The 18874-nt window shown below is 69.5% G+C and carries 16 protein-coding genes and 1 pseudogene; 5 read left to right on the top strand and 12 right to left on the bottom strand.

The features are described 5' to 3' along the window. Positions 1-189: 189 nt before the first annotated feature. On the bottom strand, positions 190-1542 hold the full coding sequence (locus ACWCPF_RS32735; protein ID WP_451048727.1) for a DUF4241 domain-containing protein: 1353 nt from the start codon (positions 1540-1542) through the stop codon (positions 190-192). A gap of 135 nt (positions 1543-1677) precedes the next feature. Here ACWCPF_RS32735 and ACWCPF_RS32730 point away from each other — a divergent pair, with 135 nt between their 5' ends. Continuing rightward, positions 1678-2205, top strand: a complete 528-nt coding sequence (locus tag ACWCPF_RS32730; RefSeq protein ID WP_451048726.1) for a transposase — start codon at positions 1678-1680, stop codon at positions 2203-2205. On the opposite strand, the gene ACWCPF_RS32725 is transcribed toward ACWCPF_RS32730, so the two are convergent. The 5 genes and pseudogenes from ACWCPF_RS32725 to ACWCPF_RS32705 form a co-directional block, all read right to left on the bottom strand. Continuing rightward, positions 2176-2517 carry a hypothetical protein gene (locus ACWCPF_RS32725; RefSeq protein ID WP_451048725.1) on the bottom strand — a complete coding sequence of 114 codons (342 nt, stop codon included), beginning with the start codon at positions 2515-2517 and terminating at the stop codon, positions 2176-2178. The genes ACWCPF_RS32730 and ACWCPF_RS32725 overlap by 30 nt on opposite strands. Positions 2518-2564: 47 nt before the next feature. Beyond that, a pseudogene (locus tag ACWCPF_RS32720) lies at positions 2565-2786 on the bottom strand (DUF5959 family protein); the annotation flags it as partial. 170 nt (positions 2787-2956) lie between these two features. Next, positions 2957-3910 carry a phosphotransferase family protein gene (locus ACWCPF_RS32715; RefSeq protein ID WP_451048724.1) on the bottom strand — a complete coding sequence of 318 codons (954 nt, stop codon included), beginning with the start codon at positions 3908-3910 and terminating at the stop codon, positions 2957-2959. A gap of 747 nt (positions 3911-4657) precedes the next feature. Next, entirely contained in the window at positions 4658-5932 is a 1275-nt protein-coding gene (locus ACWCPF_RS32710) for an APC family permease (protein WP_451048723.1), read from the bottom strand. 501 nt (positions 5933-6433) lie between these two features. Then, entirely contained in the window at positions 6434-7033 is a 600-nt protein-coding gene (locus ACWCPF_RS32705) for a hypothetical protein (protein ID WP_451048722.1), read from the bottom strand. A 341-nt stretch (positions 7034-7374) separates the two neighbouring features. Here ACWCPF_RS32705 and ACWCPF_RS32700 point away from each other — a divergent pair, with 341 nt between their 5' ends. Then, entirely contained in the window at positions 7375-7785 is a 411-nt protein-coding gene (locus tag ACWCPF_RS32700) for a hypothetical protein (RefSeq protein ID WP_451048721.1), read from the top strand. Positions 7786-7849: 64 nt separating this feature from the next. Further along, positions 7850-8281, top strand: coding sequence for a hypothetical protein (locus ACWCPF_RS32695; protein WP_451048720.1), 432 nt, complete (start codon positions 7850-7852; stop codon positions 8279-8281). Positions 8282-8588: 307 nt separating this feature from the next. Here the strand turns inward: ACWCPF_RS32695 and ACWCPF_RS32690 are convergent, their stop codons facing one another. Both ACWCPF_RS32690 and ACWCPF_RS32685 read right to left on the bottom strand, forming a co-directional pair. Continuing rightward, a complete protein-coding gene (locus tag ACWCPF_RS32690; RefSeq protein WP_451048719.1) occupies positions 8589-9263 on the bottom strand; it encodes a hypothetical protein in 675 nt (224 codons plus the stop codon). A 454-nt stretch (positions 9264-9717) separates the two neighbouring features. Next, complete coding sequence (locus ACWCPF_RS32685; protein ID WP_451048718.1) at positions 9718-10431, bottom strand: AAA family ATPase; 714 nt, start codon at positions 10429-10431, stop codon at positions 9718-9720. 260 nt (positions 10432-10691) lie between these two features. On the opposite strand from ACWCPF_RS32685, the gene ACWCPF_RS32680 reads away from it, so the two are divergent. Continuing rightward, positions 10692-11357: a hypothetical protein gene (locus ACWCPF_RS32680; RefSeq protein ID WP_451048717.1), complete on the top strand. Its 666-nt coding sequence runs from the start codon at positions 10692-10694 to the stop codon at positions 11355-11357. Positions 11358-11951: 594 nt separating this feature from the next. Here ACWCPF_RS32680 and ACWCPF_RS32675 read toward each other — a convergent pair. The 4 genes from ACWCPF_RS32675 to ACWCPF_RS32660 all read right to left on the bottom strand — a co-directional run bounded on the left by ACWCPF_RS32675 (position 11952) and on the right by ACWCPF_RS32660 (position 17841). Continuing rightward, positions 11952-12509, bottom strand: coding sequence for a TetR/AcrR family transcriptional regulator (locus ACWCPF_RS32675; protein WP_451048716.1), 558 nt, complete (start codon positions 12507-12509; stop codon positions 11952-11954). Positions 12510-12519: 10 nt separating this feature from the next. Further along, positions 12520-13101 carry a sugar O-acetyltransferase gene (locus tag ACWCPF_RS32670; RefSeq protein WP_451048715.1) on the bottom strand — a complete coding sequence of 194 codons (582 nt, stop codon included), beginning with the start codon at positions 13099-13101 and terminating at the stop codon, positions 12520-12522. A 78-nt stretch (positions 13102-13179) separates the two neighbouring features. Then, on the bottom strand, positions 13180-14232 hold the full coding sequence (locus tag ACWCPF_RS32665) for an MFS transporter (RefSeq protein ID WP_451048714.1): 1053 nt from the start codon (positions 14230-14232) through the stop codon (positions 13180-13182). 273 nt (positions 14233-14505) lie between these two features. Further along, positions 14506-17841: a glycosyl hydrolase gene (locus ACWCPF_RS32660; protein WP_451048713.1), complete on the bottom strand. Its 3336-nt coding sequence runs from the start codon at positions 17839-17841 to the stop codon at positions 14506-14508. A 566-nt stretch (positions 17842-18407) separates the two neighbouring features. On the opposite strand from ACWCPF_RS32660, the gene ACWCPF_RS32655 reads away from it, so the two are divergent. Continuing rightward, the gene (locus ACWCPF_RS32655; RefSeq protein ID WP_451048712.1) at positions 18408-18545 is read left to right on the top strand and encodes a hypothetical protein; all 138 of its coding nucleotides are present in this window, start codon (positions 18408-18410) and stop codon (positions 18543-18545) included. The last annotated feature ends 329 nt before the right edge of the window (positions 18546-18874 follow it).

Here is an 18874-nt window from a genome sequence, read left to right as displayed (position 1 = left end):
CAGCTGGGACGGAGCGCCGTCGTAGGCCGCCTGTACGGCCAAGTGTGCGCTCAGCGGGGTCGCCATGCGTGGTGCGCAGGTCAGGTGCCGGTCGCGCGGATGCTTCGGCTCCCGGTTTCCTCTACCTGTTCGTGGAGGTCCCGTCCGTGGGTACACGGTTGCGGGTCCCCGGATTACGTGTAGGCCACGTCAGGCACCGGCGGCGGCTTCGCCTTCTGGGAGCAGTTCGGGCATCCCCTCCACCAGCACTGCGACCCCGACCACTTCGCCGACCTCGGAACGGCCGAGCCAGACGGGATAGGTGCCGTCCCCTGTCGTCGCGAAGGCCGCCAGTTCACCGCCGGAAGCCTGGTCCCGGATACGCAGCAGGTACATGGAGTCGCTGATGTCCTCGTAGACGTTCGGGTCCAGGTCCGGGTCCGGGTCCGCCTGCATCAGCCCCTTCTCGAAGAGCGCGAGGAGGGGTTCCCAGGCTCCGGCATCGGCGAAGCAGCCGGTGGCGCCGTCGGTGTCGAACCCGGAGATCTGGTTCTCGATGAACAGCCGGGGGTCGTCGTCGGGCCTGAGCGCCATCTCCCAGGTCGCGGCGGGGGCCTCGCTGACGAGCAGGCGGACGGCCATGGTGTCGATGCGCGTGACCTCGCTCCCCTCCCACTCACAGTGGTAGGTGTGTCTGGCCTGCGCCTCCTCCAGTACGTACTCCCCGGGCAGGACGGGGACCGTGATGTGCGGGCCGTCTTCGTGGTCGATGTCCGGGCCGGAGACAGCGAGCAGCCCGCTGGGTACGCGCAGGGTGCCGATGCGGCGTGGCTCCACGATCGTCATCTCGGGGTGGTATCCGTCGGTCACGCGCACTCCGGCCCGGAACAGCTCACCGATCGGTCCTGGCTGCGCGGGGCGGGGTGGACGCCAGCAGGTGGTGGGCGCAAGCCCCCTGCCCTCGGTGGCCGCCGCGGCCGCCGCGGCCGGCTCGACGATCTCGAATACCGGCGGCTTCGTCAGCCCGTGCAACCGGGCGGAGAACAGGGGCCATTCTGTGAAGGCGGGCCGGTCCGTCCAGCGCTCGTCATCGTCGGCCCTGGGCACGGTGATGTAGGAACCCCCGCGCTTGCCCTGGGACTCCTCCACTCGCCGGCCTCTTCCGTCCGGGAAGAGCTCAACGGCGATGCGCGGGCACGCTTCGTCGAACTCCGCCATCTCCGGGCCGGTGTAGTGCCAGCGGACGGCGTACCGGCGCAGCAGCCGCGTCGGGTCGTCCAGCAGCCGCATGTCCAGGTCGTAGGTACGGCGGCCCTGCGCGTCGTAGACCCACAGCCCGACATAGTGATCCCGCCAGGAGACGAGCCGAACCTCCAGCGGAGCCTCTCGGCCCGCCGCCCGATACACCACAACGTACGGAAGCCCGGCGGCATCCCGCTCACGGGCCTCTTCCTCGGATATCGGCCGCCAGGGGACGCGAGTCTCCGGATCCCACGCCTGCGCGTACCCCACCTCGACCACCATTGCCGCTCCCCCGCTCGCGTACGTCACGAGCTGCAACATAGCCGCCACCTGTGACAACGCCCTTACCGGGCCGGGCGTGCGACACCCTCGCCCGCGCCAACGGCACGGCCAGGGCAACTAGTACTGCAACGGTGCACATGCGGGGGCTCGTTGCGCCGCTGCAGCGGAGGACAGTTGGACGCTTGCGGAGGAGGCCGGGCACGCGGGCCCTATCGCATCCAACGGCTGCTGAGCCGGATCGAGTGGGACGCCGGCGAGGTCCTGAACGACGTGCGCGCGCGAGTACGTCGTCGAACACCTCGGAGACCGGGAGCCGTCCTGATCGTCGACGACACCGGCTTCCCCAAGAAGGGCATCCGCTCGGCCGACGTGGAAGGGCAGTACTCCGGCACCGCCGCCCTCACCGAGAACAGCCAGATCGGGGTGTTCCTCGCCTATGCGACATATCGCGGACGCACGCTCAGCGACCGGCGGTTGTATCTGCCCATGTCTGCCCACGTCTGCCCACGTCCTGGACGGACGCCCGGGAATGATGCCGGCGGGCTGGCATCGACGACACGGTCCGGCTTCGAGACGAAGGTGGTCGTGGCCAAGGCGATGGTCCGCCGGACCATCGCCGAACTCGCAGCCAGATTCCGCGGGGCCTGCCCCCAGCCGTACCGCCGCGCGAGGTCAAAAACCGGGCTGCGGAGGAACGTCTGATCGCACGAGGCGGACTCGCGCGGCTGGTATGCGGCCGGGCAGGTAGACGAATCCGTTGCCGTTGTCGAGGAGCAGCCCCTCGTCGATGCCGTCCACGGACCAGATATCAACCGGCCCACCGGTGTTGTTGATCTGCAGGAAGAACTCTGCTGTCTCCTCGCCCTGACAGACGAAGATCCCCTCCACCTCAGGGCGGCGGCTGCCGGCGATTCCCCGTGCCGCGCCCATCCGGGTCCAATCCAGGCCATGCTGTGCGATCGACTGCCGATTGCGCACGGACGAAACGTGGAAGAGGTTCGAGGTATCAAGCACGTCAGGAGTATAGGAGGCAGTGAGGCTTCCTCCTCAGGCTGAGGCGGTCAGCTCCAGGGTGAGGACGGCCTTGACGAGGTCAGTGCTGCGGGTGGTGCTGCAGCTTGGAGCTGCTCCAGCAGTGGGGGTGGCAACCGGTTTACCTCCAGCCAGTCCGAGGCGACGTCGATCGGTACACGCACCGCACTCTGCGTCGACGGCGAGTCGTGCACGGTCACGTCTACCGGGTCACCAGCAACCACGTCCAGCCGGGCGCTGCGGCCACCGGCCGGCCACTCGGTTCCTCAACGGCGACACTTCGGGCCCTGTCTGCGAACCGGAAGAGCTGGAACGCCTGCGCTCCGTCAACCACAGTTGCCTCTTGCGCACTTGATGGGCCAGGTTGCTATGCCCCTGATCCTCTCTCACCCACCGGTCAGGAAGACAGCCACGCCTGGGCTCAGCCCGGCACGTCCATCAGTGCGGTGACATAAGCATCCAGCCGCTCCTCCACGGCTCGCGTCGTCAGCTCTGTCCTCCCCGCCGCTCGCCATGTCTGAGCCACCGACTGCACTTCTTCTGACGATGCCAGCCCGTCCCGGACCAGCCAGTACAGCCGCTCGCCCGCGTCCGCAGCCAGCTCCCCGCCAGCCCGCTCATACGCCTCGGGGAACCGTAGACCCCACGCCGGGCCGTGCAGCAGCGCGAGATTGACGGAGCAGTGCGCCACATCGAGATCTGCCGGGCCCCAGGAGCTCGCCGCCCAGTCGACGACCCCCGTGATCCGGACGTCTGCCGACTGTGAAGGCGGCATGTCGAACAGTACGTTTCCCGGCTGGAAGTCCCGGTGCAGGAACCGCCCTTCACGGGGCGGCGGGGACCTGCGGATGAGGTCGACGGCGGCTGCCCATGCCGCCGAGTCGGCACCCTTGGGAACCATGACAGTGTCGGCGGCCGTCAACGTCACATACTCGCGGGGCGGCGCAGCGGGTCGCACAGCGTGGATCGCCACGAGCTGACGGGCCAGCAGGGGGACGCGCCGGTCCAATCCCTCGTCGTCGAGGACGGTCCGACCCGCCAGGTGTGTCATCAGGAGCGACGGATACTCACAATGCGCGGCGGTCGGATCAACCGCGACCAGTCCAGGAGCCGGCACGCCGGTCCCCGGGAGCAGGGACAGGGCACCAGCCTCCCGGTCCAACCAGTCCTCGGCGTGTTCCACGTTGACGAAGGTCCGCAGCACCAGGTCACGCGTGCCTCCGCTTCGCGTGCCGATGGTCAGCTTCCGCACTTCGGCGGTGATACCACCGTGCAGCACCTCGGTTCTGACCACTCGTTCACCGGCCTCCAGGTGCCGGCTCACCCAGGCGACGGTCAACGGTCGGACAGTCACCTCCGCATAGTGGTTGGTCACCGTGCCACCTCATCATCCGGCCGGCTACCCGCGCAGACTCTTTACGGGAAGCGATGACCGCGCGCCCTAGTTCGGCAAAACCAGGGTCAGGCACAGGCCACTCGGCGGCATCGGTGCGGCACCCGCAATCACGCAGCTCCCCTCCCTCATCGCCAACGAGACGGGACACCCGTTGCCGCGAGAACCGCACGCCTTGTCACCGCTGACGTGAGGCGGTCCGGATGCGGGGCCGCTCGCCCTGCGGGCACATACCGCAGCTCTCGAATGCCGACGCTCCACGGGTGGTCCCGGCACACGACCGAGGTCGTAACCGGCGCGGTCACAGGTGCCCCAGCCGCTCCCACCAAGGCCCTGCGCGACCCGTTTCGACGCCGACGACCGGCTCCACCACATCGGACCCACCGTCCTGAACCTGACCGTCCTTCCCCGCGAAGGCCATCACCACGAGGAACACGGCGTAGAAGGAGATGACAGCGGCGACGTCGCCCAGGCTGTCCCCGAGAGTTTGGGGATCTGCGCCGCTGATGGCCGTGACCCCGCTGACCGTGGTCGCCTCGGCACCATGCGCGGCGAACTGGCCCGGCGCCCGCTTCCAACCTCCACCTGCCCGAACCCGCGCTCCACCTCCTCCCCGGCACCCTTGCCGCCACCCCCGGCGCCCTGTACACCGCCCAGACTCTGTACCGACCTGCACAGGCACTCAGCCGGAGGCGTGGATAACCTGCCGCCACGGGCGCGGGGCCGTCGTCAGGACCGGGAGTTGCTGGTCCAGGCCTTTCGCAGTCCGTAGACGGCAGCCCCGAGGGCGAGGACGGCAGTGCCGGAGATGACCGTGCTCAAGGGCAGGGCGAAGGCGAGGACCGCGCAGCCTGCCAGCCCGATGACGGGGACCAGCCGGTTGGGCCGCCCCTCCTGCGGCGTGAGGGTCCAGGCGCAGACGTTGGCGATGGCGTAGTAGGCCAGGACCCCGAAGGACGAGAACCCGATCGCGCCGCGCACGTCACTCGTCGCGGCGAGCAGGGCGACGACGGCCCCGACGACCAGTTCGGCGCGGTGCGGAACCCCGAAGCGCGGGTGCACCGCGGCCAGAGCGTGCGGCAGGTGCCGGTCGCGGGCCATGGCCAGGGTCGTGCGGGAAACCCCGAGGATCAGCGCGAGGAGTGAACCGAGCGCGGCGACGGCGCCGCCCACGCGAACGACGGGCGCCAGCCAGCCGGCGCCCGCGGCCCGTACGGCGTCCGACAGCGGGGCGGTGGCCTCCGCGAGCCCAGCCGGCCCCAGCACCATCAGGACGGCGACGGCGACCAGAGCGTAGACGGCGAGGGTGATGCCGAGCGCGATCGGGATGGCGCGCGGGATGGTCCGGGCAGGGTCGCGGACCTCCTCGCCGAGGGTGGCGATGCGGGCGTAGCCGGCGAAGGCGAAGAACAGCAGGCCCGCAGCCTGGAGCACTCCGCCGGCAGTGGCCTCCGAGCCGATGTCCAGCCGCGCCGTGTCCGCGCGGGCGGAGGCCAGGGCGGCGACCACCACGGCAGCGAGCACGGCCAGGACGACCGCGACGACGGCCCGGGTGAGGAGCGCGGACTTCTGCACCCCCGCGTAGTTCACCGCGGTCAGTGCCACCACGGCGGCCACGGCCACCGCGTGGGCCTGGCCGGGCCACAGGTAGGCGCCGACGGTCAGAGCCATCGCCGCGCAGGAGGAGGTCTTGCCGACGACGAAGGCCCACCCGGCCAGGTAGCCCCAGAAGTCGCCCAGCCGCTCACGCCCGTAGACGTAGGTGCCCCCGGACTGCGGGTACAAGGCGGCCAGCCGCGCCGAGGACGTCGCGTTGCAGTACGCGACGACCGCCGCCAAGGCCAGGGCGATCAGCAGCCCGGATCCGGCAGCGCCGGCCGCCGGGCCGAGCGCAGCGAAGATCCCGGCCCCGATCATCGAGCCCAGCCCGATCACCACCGCGTCGGACACACCCAGACGACGCTTCAGCGCGCCCGCGCCGGTCGGAGCCCCCACCGTGTTCATCACTGACCCCTTCTCACGCCTGTCTTCGATCCGGCGCACCGTAGCCGAGGAAGATGTCGTGCCGGGGCTGCCATAGGAAGCTCCAGCACCGATCGTCAGGAGAGAAACAGCCCCGGGCTCTTGTCGAACCCCGCGCCCACAACGACCGCCGACATCAGACCACCACCCCACAAACCCGCACGCCACCACCGCCCAGGGCGGCAACCACGGTCCGGTTCAACGCTCAAGGCATCCAGGATTCCGCAAACTCGCGCACCTCCGCGTTCGACATCCCGGCCCATCCTCCCGCGGGTCTGGTCTGCCTGACCTGCAGCCTCGTCCGCACTCGGAACGGAGCCAGTACCTCCCGGATGCGCTCGCCAACGACGGCCCGCCCATCGAGCCGGGGTAGTCGACCACCCACCGCAACGAGGCCCTGCAAATGCCGGGGAAGTTGCGGCGGAAGGTGGTGTTGGCGAGGCCGAGGCGGGTGGCCAGGGCCAGCGCGCTGGGGGCCGGTGCTCACGGGTCGGGGTCAGGCCAAGTCGCCACAAGGGCGCGCCGATCTGGAAAGCGGGGGCCGGCGATCATCTCCTGGGTTGTCTCACCGTTGAGCCAGCACACTTGCTCGGGGCCGCCGTCGCCGGTGTCGAACAGGCAGCACACTCCGCCGCTGGCGGCGGTGAGGCCGGTGAACGCCTCCCTGACGCGAACCGACCGCGCGAACATGCGGCTCATCTCCGACGTCGCCGCCCAGAAGTCCATCGACGCGTAACGCGGATGCAGGAAGGACTGGAACCGGATCGTCAGGTAGACGTACCCGATCTGGATGCGCCCGTCCGCCTCGGGTTCAGGGCCGCCCGTCTCCGCGTACTCGCGCAGTGCGTCATCGACGTCGAACATGATGGACGTGTCGAGCTCGAGCGTGCTGCTGGTGGAGCAGTCGACCGGCTCGCTCTTGAAGTCGGAGGTGAACGGGAGGACGAGCCGTTCGCCGCCGGGCAGTGTCAGCTCAAGCGGCGGCACGCGACGGGACGGTGGCGCCAGCTCGGCCAGATTGGCCAGCGCCGTGGCGATGTTTCGGGGACGCAGGTAGATGTCATAGCTGTAGGTCAGCCCCATTTTCCCCCTCTGCTGGTCCGAACCGCACCTTCTCACGATCCGCTCCCGGGGCGCCTGCCGGTTTCTGAGGGGGCGGTCGATGGTGATACGGAGGCTTCGCAGACGTCGCGGGCCCGAAGTGGGCCGGTTGCCTGGTTGAAGACGGCGAGGATGCAGGGGTAGTCCGGCTGCTCGGGCAAGTCCGACTGGTTGGCCTGGGCGGGGATCCGGTCGGCGAGGGCGATGACCGGTCTTCCGGGCGATCGCCAGCTGCGGACCAGGCACCGGTGCAGGAACAGGATCCCGTAGGTCAGGAAAACGCACCTTGATATTATCGTCATCACGACGATAATCTACGGATCGTGAACGAGACACCTTCAGAACCCATCGCTCTGGCTTGCGAGATGTCCGACGAGGAACTCGCTCAGCGCGCAGCGGAAGTAGCCACGAGTTGGGTGTCCGCGGACACTCCCCTGTCGCAGGCTCAGGGATGGGATCTGGTCGGTCTGCAGTACGCCGGGTCCGCGCAGGGCGAGATGCACGCGTGGGACCGCGTCGGAGCCTGGCAGCAACAACTGGTCCAGGCGCTGAGGGCCGCTGACGACTCCGCGGAGGAGTGCGGCTCTATCCCGGCAGCGAGGAGCCAAGCGGTCGCGCAGATGCGCGACTTGCTTCTCACCGGCATTCGCTCGGCCGATCAGCTCAACAAGACCTGGATCATCTCCACCGACCCTCGAGCCGGGCTGCGCGCCTTCATCAGCCGGAGCCAGTAGAGCGACGGACGGCTCAAGGGTCCTGCCCGACACACCACCGAAACGACTCAACGAAGGAGCGTCCATGGGCTACGACTGGCTCGTCGAGGGAACCATCGAACTGCGCCCGCCCGTCCCGCTCGCGCGGCTGACAGAGCTGGTCGACCAGGACACTTTTCGGGGAAAGTGCCAGGTCGCGCCCCACGGGCTGGGCGAACCGGAGCTGGCCGAACTTGCCACCCGGGCCCGCTGGGTGCTCGTTCCGGACGCCGAGCCGAGCACTGACGGCCAAAGCAGTCCGCAGGCCATCAAGTACCTGCGCGTGAATGATCCCGGGATCGAGTCGCCCGAGGTCGACGAGCGGCTTGCGGGCCTGTCGGCAGTCATGGGTGCGGACCACGTCTTCGTCGGTCGTCTTCGCTACTGGGGTGACCTCGGGGGTGAGGACGGCGAGATCGTGCCTTCTACGAACGGCCGGCCGCCGGCGTGGAACCAGATCGGAGGCCGGTTCTGGTGACGACACCCCGCAGGGGTTCACGGCCTTGGCAGCCTGCGCGAACAACTCCAAGACCCGTCCAATCCTCTGGAGGCGTTCGGCATGGGCGCGGACACCGCGGCCCGGGCTGGGTCGGGGCCGGTTCGGATTCGGATTCGGGGACAGTCCTGAGCGCATCCGCTCTCACCGAGACACCGTTGCAGTACTAACGACATCGAGGGCGCTTCGTAGGATCTTCCGGCCTTCCTGCTCGCCGCGGTCAGGGGGCGCGCAGTTGCCGACCACCGCCACCTGGTCGGCAGCATCAGCCGTGCCGTCCTGGCCCTCCTCAGGCCCGATCGGTGCCCGCGCCTGATCTTCCAGCGAGCGTTCTCTCTGAACGGCTGACAGCGCCAGGTGCGCGGCCTGCGAGCCAGACCGCGATCCGCTCCTTGAACTCGCGGTTGGCGTAGGGACTGTCGCGAAGAGTGATCCATTCCAGGTGCTGCAGGATGTTCTCCGAACGGTCCGGGTGGCGCACCGCGAGCACATCGACGCCGATCTCGCCCGTCGAGGCAGTGACGTACACGCTGCCGTCGAGAGCCATCATGGCGAAGCCCGGGTGGCCCGCGTGTATGCCGAGGAATGCCGATGCCGCGCCCCGGCCCATGATGTCCCAGGTGTCCAGGAGCCGAACCCGGGTCCACAGCGTCGGTGCGGCGCTGTCGCGGTGCAGGTTCCGCAGGGCGGCCCGGTGCGTGCGCGTGCCCTGTGGAAGCTTGACGAGAAACGCACGCCGGTCATCAAGAAGCCCCGAGGAGACGGCGAGGTCGTACCAGTCCTCATTGAGCCGCTCGACGAGCCGTGGGGTGTCGTACCGGTGAGAGAAGCCGCCGACCACGTCCTCGGCACCGTATCCGGCGACGAACGGCATGGTGCCGTCCGGAACGGCGTCCGGGAGCACCTCAAGGCCGGCCTGCCGCAGCGGCCGATACACCTTGCGGTCTCGCTCCTGGGTACCCACGGTCCCTGTTTTACCAGGCCACCGCGCCAAGAATCCCCCGGGCCGGCGCCTCCCAGTTTCCCGACGCCCCGGATCGGACCGGTGCCCGGACCGGTCGCATGACCGGCCGGTCAGGACCTGGCCATCCGGCCCGTTCCAAGTCGGCTGGGCGGCACAAGCCGCTCTGCCCGGGGCTACGGGATGGTCCGTAGGCGTAGGTGCTGGCACGGGCGCCGACGGCCGGCTCGGGGTGAGTGAAGCAGGTCCTCCACGAAACCCGATGCGACCACAACCCTCCGGCCGAGCTCAGCGGGGACGCCCAGGCGTGCGCCCCGACAGCACCGGTCATCGCGCTTCGTTCCACGCCTCCAGGGCAGCCACCGCCTTCACCCCGCAAGCCAGGACTTCGAAACTTGTGCCAACTGACTTGTCACGGATCAATCGCCCACGCGACGAGGGCCGAGGGAGACCCCGCCTACGGTTCGACAATGTGCCGCAGGTAGGACTGCGGGTCGGCGAGGTAGCGGCGCCAGTGATCCACGACGCCGAGCTCCCCCCACGCCACCCTCCGCATACCCTGCTCACCGACCTCGATGATGTCCGCGCCCGGCAGTGCGGTCAGCAACGGGCAGTGCGTGGCGCAGACGACCTGGCCGCCCTCCTTGGCCAACCGGTCGATGTGCCCGATCAGTTCGAGGCATGAAGAGAAGGAGAGCGCTGCCTCCGGCTCGTCGAGAACATAGAGCCCGGCGTCAAGGAACTTCCCGCGGAACGCCGCGAGAAAGCCCTCACCGTGGCTGACATGGTCCGGCGAGAACCCCTCCCTGCCCAGGGCGTCCAGCGCGGTCTCGGCACGTAGGAAGAAACCCTTGCGAGCTGACCAACTGGTGGCCATACGGCGCCCGCGCCCCGAGGCGGCGTCGAATCTCATGCGCTCGCCGAGGGCCGACTTACCGCGCGGGGAAGCGTAGCGCCAGTCGTGGGAGCCGCCGTAGGAGTCCAGGCCGAAGCCCTCCGCCAACGCCTCGACCAGAGTCGACTTCCCCGAGCCGTTCTCACCCACCAGAAAAGTCACCGGTGCGGTGAACCGCAGCCCTTCGTCGAGAAGCTGCCGGACACACGGCACCGACCAAGGCCAGGTCCCCTCGTCGTACGAGGAGAGATGGGCATACGCGCGCTCGATAATCACGCAACCAGTGTCGCCCGCCTCGGAAAGCGTCCGGCTGCCCGGCGGGCCTGCGGGCCTGCGGTTGAGCCGGGCCTTTCTCCGGGCCTTCAACGTCGGCTCGCTCAGGGCCCATCGGGCGTCGGACGGGCCGCTGCGGTACCGCTTCCGCCGGCTCACGCCGAAGCGTGATCGTAGATCTGGCGGACGATTCTGTTCCGCTGCTGCTGGGCGTTCCCGTTGCCTCGTGACACGCCCGGTACGAGTGCGTCACGATGATCGCTATGACCGACGGAATTGCATGGCTTGCCGCTCCCCAGTCGATCGCCTTCGGCGGCTACAGCGTGGTGCTCGCTCGAGGGTTGGACGCCGAAGAGCTGGTGTCTCGGCTGACCGCGACAGTGTTCGGGCCGACGCGCACGCCGCGTAGTCTGGCCCGCCTCACCAGCAAGGAACTGATCGATATCGTGGAGGACGGCCCCTGGGATCCCTACCCCACGATCGGTCTGCGTTATGGAGAGATCGACGAATGGGTGTTCGTGGTCAAGTACGGTGGCTGGCAGGCGGAGTTCGGCCCGGAACCACCTGTTTCTCGGGATGGTGCACACGTCTTCCAGCTGGAATTCGAAGAGGCGAACGGCAAGCCTGTGCCGCCGCAGTTCTCCTACCTTCATGACGATCGCCTCATGTGTGCCTTCAATCTCCACCTGGACCGTTCATGGGGATACGACGGCGTGGACGGTGACCGCGAGGTGGCGATACGCGTCGAGGAGATGCTGGCCGCTGCCGGACTACCAGACGACAACCTGCCTCACCGTGAAGTGCACCGCACCGCACTGGAGATCATCGAACGACACTTCGGCCTCTCCCTGCCACACCGACAAATCCTGGAGGCCGAGCTTCCCGCTGTGATCCTGGAGATCGCCGAGCCGGAGAACCCCTCCGACTGAAGCGGCTGGAGGGCGTCCGAAAGGCCTGTCAGAGGGCTGTTCTTGCGAGGCGCCGCACGAGGAGCAAGGCCGTGGTGAGAACTCCGTGGGAGCACCGCCAAGAGGGGTACTGCCGGGGGCGATGCCCCCTCGAAGGCGTCGAAGGCCGGGTTCGGGTCCAGCGCCCGCGCTCGTGGGGTTTCTGCCCGCTCCGCCGAACCTCTTCGTCCAACGTACGTGTGAGACGAACCGCCGCTCTCCGAAGGTAGCGCGCGATCGCCGTCGAAGGCGAAGCTCCGCCCACCGCCACCAAGGCGAACCGGTAGGACGTGCGGTTGTTGCCCCGGGGAGGGGGAGGCTTCGCGAGCTACGCCGCGTCGTTGCGGGTCTAGCCCGGCCGTCGGCCGCCTCCGTGCCTTACGCCCGTGCCCGCCCCAGCTCGCGCCACCCGGCCCAGCGGGGCGCGGTGGTCCGTTCCCGGCGGCTCCCACAGGGAGCCATCGCGCCTCGGCGTTCGCCGTACCCGCCGGGGGCTCCCCACCGCGCCCGACCGAGGAGCGTTCGGGCTGCGGCCCGTGCTGCGGCGCAGTGGTCAGGGTTGTGCCGCACGGGCGGTCAGGGGACCCGGATGCCGGTGTCGGTGATGCGGGTGATCGCCTCGAGTGTGAGGGCGCGGTCGTGGGGTTCGGTGGCCAGGGCGCGGTGGAGGGTCAAGCCCTCGATCAGGGCGTCGAGTTGGCGTGCGGTATTCGGGTCGAAGTGCTTCTCGAGGTGGACGCGGCTGCGGCGCATCCATTCGTGGGTGAGTTCCCGGTAGGCGGGTTGGCGCGCGGCGAGGGTGTACAGCTCCTGGGTCAGGACGAGGTCGCGCTGACTTCCCTCGGACAGGGAGTGGATGAGGTCGGCGACCGCCTTGCGGGCTTGGTCGGGGTCTGCCGGTGCGCTGAGATACGTGTCGAAGACGGCGACGATGTGGTCCGTGAAGCGGCTGAAGGCTTCGCGCAGCAGGTCGTCGATGCCGTTGAAGTGGTAGGTCATCGACCCCAGCGGGACGCCGGCGCGGGCGGCGATCTTACGGTGGGAGACGCGCGCGATGCCCTCCTCGGCGATCAGGTCGAGGGTCGCGTCGAGGATGCGCGGGCGGCGCTCTGGGTCGGTGTGTCCGGTGGCCATGGCGACAGACTCACAGACTCCGCACCACGCGGGCGGGATTGCCGACCGCGACGACATCGGCGGGGACGTCCTTGGTGACGACGGCTCCGGCGCCGATGACGGAGTTGTCCCCGATGGTCACTCCCGGACACACGATCACTCCGCCGCCGAGCCAGACGTTGTCGCCGATGGTGATCGGCTTCGCGGCCTCCAGCTTGTCGCGGCGCGGCTGCGGTTCCATCGGGTGAGTGGGCGTGAGCAACTGGACGTTCGGCCCGATCTGGCAGTCCTCGCCGATCGTGATGGCCGCGACGTCCAGGGCGGTGAGGTTGAAGTTGACGAAGGTCCGGGCGCCGATGGTGATGTTGCTGCCGTAGTCGACGTACAGCGGTGGGCGGACGTGCGCCTCGGCCGCGAGCGAGCCCAGCAGCTCGGCCAGGATCGGCTTGGCCCCCTCGACGTCCTCGGCGTAGGCGGCCTGGTAGCGGGCGGCCAGGCGGACGGCGCGCTGCTGTCGTCGGCCGATCTCGGGGTCGTCGGCGATGTAGAGGTCGCCCGCCTCCATGCGCTGCGCGTTCGTGCGGGGGTCGTCCGCGAAGTGGTCCGTCGGCATGCGTACGAGCGTACACCGTCGAGCGTACGAACGTACACTCGACGGCATGGAGGCGCCCGCGTACGCAGTGGACGGGGCTTACCGGCGGCGGCCCGGGAGGACTGCGCTCAGCAGGATCACGAGTATGCCTGCGAAGGGGACCACCAACAGCCCCACGCGGAGACTGGTCGCGTCGGCGACGAGCCCGACCATCGGCGGGGAGAGCAGGAAGCCGAGGCGCATCAGCCAGGAGACGACGGTCAGTCCGGAACCCGGCTTGAGGCCGGGCAGCTCGTCTGCCTCGTGCATCGCCGCCGGTACCAGGGTGGCCACGCCGAACCCGGCCGCGGCGAAGCCGAGGATCGTGCCGGGCGCGGTGGGCACGGCGAGCGCCAGGCCCATGCCCACCGCGGCGATAAGCCCGCCACCGCGAGCCACCGCGCACTGACCGAACCGGTCGACGAGCCGGTCACCGATGATGCGGCCGATGAACTGGGCCCCGACCAGGGCGATGTATCCGCAGGCGGCCAGGGTGACCGATGCGTGCAGGGAGCCGGCGAGGTAGAGCGCCGCCCAGGAGTTGCCCGCGTCCTCGACCAGCGTGCCGGCGGTGGCGATGACGACGAGCGCTGCCAGCAGGTATCCGACCCGCAGGCCGGTGAGGGCGGGGGGCCGCTCCCCGCGCGGGTCCGCGTCACCGTCTGTGTCCGCGCTCTCCGCGGGCCCGGCGTCGAGGCCGGGCAGGCAGTAGCGAAGGGCGGCGCAGGCGGCGACCCCGAAGACCGCGGCCGAAAGGAACAGGTGCTGCCCGCGCGACAGGTCCAGCGCGATCGCGGCGGCGGCCATGGAGCCGCCCGTGACCGCGCCGACGGACCAGATGGCGTGGAAGGAGTTGATGATGGAGCGCCCGTAGTGGCGCTGCACGCGCAGACCGTGGGCGTTCTGGGCGACGTCGGTGAAGGCGTCCATGGCTCCGGCCAGGAACAGCGCCGCCGCGAAGATCGCCACCGTCTCCGCGAGGCCCGCGGCGAGGACTCCCGCGCCGGTCAGCAGCGTGCCGGCCACCGCGACGCGCGCCGAGCCCAGCCGGCGGACGAGCGCTCCCGCCGCCGGCCCGGCGGCGATGGCGCCGGTCGCGAAGGCGGCGACCACCCACTCCCGCTCCGGCCCCGCCCGCCCCTGCTTCGGCCCCGACCCGTCGGCACGCGCGCCGCGTGGACGCTCCCGCCGCCCAACTCACGAACGCCGGCCTGGTCCTGGACGGCGCTTTGCCGTCCAGGACCAGGCCGAACAGCGCGCTGGACTGCGCGCGATGAGGTGCGCGATGAGGTGCGCGGTGAGGTGTGCGACGGCGTCAGCGACCCCTCCTGCGGGTGTCGGGGTCAGGACCCGTTGGTCAGGCGCTCCCAGCCGCCTACGCGTCGGCTACGGCGTCCTGCCCGGAGCGGCCAGGACGCTGTCCCGGTAGGGCGTCAGGGTGATCGGGCCCATCAGGCCGGTGTTCTGCCAGTCGGAGGTCTGGTAGTTGCTGTCACCGGAGGCGCGCACGGCGTTGAAGAGCGTCGTGGCGACCTTGACCACGATGGTGTTGCCGCCCGGCTCGAGTGTCCTGCCGAGGTCGACGCGGTCGCGGTCCGACTGGTTGACCGTCACCGGCTTCCCGTTCACCGTGACGGTGGCGGTGTCGAGGACCTTGCCGAGTGAGAGGTAGGCGCCATCGGTGTTCTTCCACGTCGGGGGCAGGTCGACGGTGGTGGTGTAGACGCCGATGCCGGAGGACTTGCTCAGGTCGACCGGTGCGGTGATGTCGCGCCACGACGGCAGGGTTCCGTCGTCCTTCGCGGTCAGGGTCTGGCGGGGCTGGTCGGTCTTGACCGTCGTGTACTGGTTCGCGCCGGGGGTCCAGGTCTGGGCGTCGAGCGTCCAGGTGTTCAGCCGCCGCGCGGGCGCCAGACCGTTCACATCGGCCGTGCGGGTGGTGCCGTCGCTCAGCTTCGCCGTCACGCGACCGTCCTGTGCGGAGCGCACCGTCATCGTGGTGCCGTCGACGGAGACGACGTCGCCGTCGCTGCTCACCGCGTGCAGGGGCGCGGCCGTCCGGAGGCCGGCCTTCTGGTTCGCCAAGGCGAGGATGACTTTGTCGTAGGGCGCGATCCGTACGTGCACCACCTTCACCCCGTCGGGGGTGCTCGTGTAGTTGCCGACCGGTTCGATCCGGCCGGTCCACGTGTTCATCGTGTACGGCAGTCCCGTGCCGCTGAGCGTGAGGTCGGTCTCGACCGTCGACGCGGATCGGTTGTAGACGAAGTCGTACGTGGCGTCGCGGGCCGCACGGCGTACGAGCCCCAGGGAGGCCGTCGGCTTCGCCGGCGCCACGTACGGACGGATGCCGGCGGCTGCCAGCGCGGCCGGCAGGTCCTTTTCGGCGTCGACCGTCCTGACCGACCGCAGGGACAGCAACTTGCTGACAAGACCGGGCAGTTGGGCTGCGTCCGGGGTCGCGCCCGGTGTGGTGCTCGGCGCGTCACCGACGACGAAGATACGCATCCCCTGCCGCGCGAGCTGGAGCAGGCGCTTGGCACTCGCGACCGAGAGCGTCTGTTGGTTGTTCAGGACGAGAGCCTTCTCGGTGGCCTTCCCGGTGCTGAAGCCGCCGTCGGCGGAGACCTTCACGTGCGGCTCGTCCAGGAATCCCGGAGCGACGTAGTCGTAGGTGTATCCCGCCGACGCCGTGGCCGAGTCGTTGCCGAGAAGGTGCTGTGCGACGCCGGGCACCTCGTGGTCGGAGTTCCCGATATCGTTGTAGTAGACGCCCAGGTCCACGACCTCGCGGCCCTGCCGCAGCACCAGCTGGGTGCGGCCCAGGCTGTCGTTGACGTTCTTGTAGTCCGGCCAACTGGCCTGGCGGGGACCGAACTCGTCGTTGACGTTGAGGACGCCGAAGATGTCCCAGGGGTGATAGCCGGGCCAGGAACCGTCGCGCCCGCTCGTGCCCACGCCCACGGGAGCGTCCCGGTAGGCGTAGCCGTGCCACACCACCTGGTTCACTCCGCCGGCGTAGCCCTTGTAAACGCTGTCGAGCAGACCGTTGGAGTACTTCCCACCGACCTGTGTCCCGTCACCGCCCTCGCCGAACATGCCGGGCACCTGCGGACCGGCCACGGAGGAGCGGTAGTTGCCCTGGAACACCGCGCAGCATTCCGAGGAGACCACGTTTTCACCGCTGAAGTGCGCACCGGACGCGAGCGCGCGGAAGCCCTGCTCCGGTCCGACGGTGCCGAGGAAGTTCCCCATGCCCAGGGACTCGCCCTCGGTCACACCCGCTGCGGCGGACGCCGCGCCTCCCGCGATCGGCAGGCCGTAGGGCTGCACCCGGAATTCCAGTCCGTGGCCGCGGGCCCACCGCTGCATCGGGGTCACATAGCGGTCGATGTACAGGTCACTCACCGTCTCGCGGTAGTCCTCCCGGACCTTCGCGCCGGTGCTGCCCAGGTCGAAGACAGCTGCCTGGTTGCCCTGCTGTCCCGCGCCGAGCAGCGCGGGGAGGAGCTTCGTCGGGTCGTACCCGCGGCGGCTCTTGAACTCCTTCAGGAACTCCCAGGTCCACTTCTGCGTGCTGCCCATTTCCAGGGAGTCCTCGAAGACGGCGCCCCGGCCGATCTTGTCGAGGTTGGCCCGGACCGCGCGGGTGAGAATCCTGTCGTCCCAGAACTCGGTCTGGATCTCCACACCGCCCCGACTCAGGTGGTCGGGCACGTAGTTCGGCTGCGTGGCTGTGTAGCCGCCCCGCTGGGCGATGAGGCCCGAGGCCGTCTGCTGAATGTCGATCACCACCCACGGGTTCCCGTTGCCGGTGGGGAAGCGATGGTCCAGACGTCCGCCCGTGACCCGACCGGTCACATCCCGGACCGAGGACGGATCGAGCTTGACCGGGGTCGTTCCGTCGGCCGCGCAGGCTGTCGCGCACTGCGCCACGAGTGTCCTGACGCGAGTGGTGCGGGCCACGTCGACGACCGGCTCCGGGGAGGCGTGCGCGAACTTGAGTGCGGAGACCGACAGGTCCCCGCAGGCAGCCGTCCGGTCTCCGAGGCCCTTGACCACTACCTTCTCCGCCGTCGCTCCGGCGCCCACGGTCACCGTGTCGCCCGGTGCGAACCCACCGAGGTTCTGCAGACGGAGGATCTTGTCGCCGGGAGACGACGGCGCGCACACCGGCGCGGTGACCGACAGGGGCGCCGTGGTCGGCGCCGGCAGCGCGCCGCTGCGCGATGTCCCGGCGGCGGCGAACTCCCGCCCGTAGATCAGTTGCTGCTCTGCCTGCTTCTGGTTGAAGCTGTTGAGGGTCGGCACCGTGGCGGGATATTGCGGGCCGAGGTTCTGATCGACCTGCAGACCGAGCTTGGCGGCCTCGTCGGTGATCACCTCCATCTTGTGGGCCCACAGGGGTGTCCCCCAGCCGTACTTGGCGAGGAACGCGTTGCTCTGATTGCCGGCCCCCGGCACGATGAACGGCGAGACCTCGACGCCGCCGCCACCGCCCGCGGCGATGTCGCGCAGTTCCCGACGCAGTTCGTCGTCGTCGGTGTAGGCCAGCGGCATCCACCACCGGTACAGGGGGCGCACGCTCTTCGGAGGGTTCGCGAACGTGGCCGCGGACAGCGTCGCCTGCTGGGCGCCTGCGGCTGCCCCGTCGGCATGGGCAGCCGTGGACACGGACACGGGGGCCGCAGGCCCGGCGGACGCCACGGCGGGAACGAGCATCCCCGCGACAGCCAAGGCACCGGTGGCGGCAAGCGCCGCACGCCGAGCAATCGGCCTGCGACGCGATGGTCTTGCTGTGGTCATGAGCACCTCGATTGAAAGGATTCAAATGAAGCGTGGGCCACACTAAAGTCAAAACCTTCCAGCTGGCAATGATTCGGTACGGACCAGTGCCTCGGATCCCGGCGCCAGCCGCGATACGGATCTTGAGGAGACGAGGAGGAACGCCCCTTGGTCAGCACGCCCGCCGGGAGTCAAAGCGAGCCGCGCACAATACGACATCCTGCGGATCGATCCTCTGAGCCCTGCCGAATCCGCGACGTTGCGTACGGAGGTTTTCGCCATTGGCGTTACCTGCGGTCCTGTGCCGCAACTTCGAGGCTGTTGAAACGTTTTCAGCCGCTCGACCCGTCAGGCAGGCAGGTAGGCAGGTAGGCAGGCAGGCCAAGGGTGCAGCACGCGGTGGCGGTGGACTCGCCGAGCGGTTCGGCGAGGCTGTCGCGGATGTCCTCGGCCCTGATGCCGCGATGTCGGCATCGGTACCCGGCGGGCCAGGCGGGTCAGGCGTGCCCGGCGTGCCGGGCGGCGGGGCCTTCGCGTACGGCCTGCGCCTGTCCATCCTGTACGTCGTCATCGTCGGCGGCGGCGGCACGAACGACTTCCAGCGCGGCATGATCGCCCACGGCCTGGTCCCGCCCCGCTGATCACCCGCAGCCTCCGGCCGCTCCGGCACCGGGTTCAACGGACCGCCCTGCATCACCCGGCGGTGCCACAGCCGGACGAAGCTTGTTCCGGCTACGTCCGGACACCGGTTGCGCCTCCCCGCCGACCAAGGCATGCGCCGACGCGCAACCGGAATGCGACAGGCCGTCCGACGCCCCGGTCATCGACATCCGCACGTGCGCGTGGCGCCGCGGCTACTGATCGACCTCCGGCCCGACCCGCAGACCCTCCCCGCAAACCCCCCTGGGCACCCGCGTCCTCCGGGCCGTCTTGGCCGGCCAAAGAAACTCGCTGCGGCAGCGCTGTTCCT

The organism is Streptomyces sp. NPDC001858 (assembly GCF_053594615.1).
This window is presented reverse-complemented; position numbering and strand designations above follow the sequence as displayed.

Excerpts from the sequence above, each read along its gene's own strand:
- ACWCPF_RS32735 (WP_451048727.1), bottom strand. The coding sequence starts at position 1,542 with ATGTTGCAGCTCGTGACGTACGCGAGCGGGGGAGCGGCAATGGTGGTC.
- ACWCPF_RS32710 (WP_451048723.1), bottom strand. The coding sequence starts at position 5,932 with ATGAACACGGTGGGGGCTCCGACCGGCGCGGGCGCGCTGAAGCGTCGT.
- ACWCPF_RS32705 (WP_451048722.1), bottom strand. The coding sequence starts at position 7,033 with ATGGGGCTGACCTACAGCTATGACATCTACCTGCGTCCCCGAAACATC.
- ACWCPF_RS32695 (WP_451048720.1), top strand. The coding sequence starts at position 7,850 with ATGGGCTACGACTGGCTCGTCGAGGGAACCATCGAACTGCGCCCGCCC.
- ACWCPF_RS32680 (WP_451048717.1), top strand. The coding sequence starts at position 10,692 with ATGACCGACGGAATTGCATGGCTTGCCGCTCCCCAGTCGATCGCCTTC.
- ACWCPF_RS32675 (WP_451048716.1), bottom strand. The coding sequence starts at position 12,509 with ATGGCCACCGGACACACCGACCCAGAGCGCCGCCCGCGCATCCTCGAC.
- ACWCPF_RS32670 (WP_451048715.1), bottom strand. The coding sequence starts at position 13,101 with ATGCCGACGGACCACTTCGCGGACGACCCCCGCACGAACGCGCAGCGC.
- ACWCPF_RS32660 (WP_451048713.1), bottom strand. The coding sequence starts at position 17,841 with ATGCTCGTTCCCGCCGTGGCGTCCGCCGGGCCTGCGGCCCCCGTGTCC.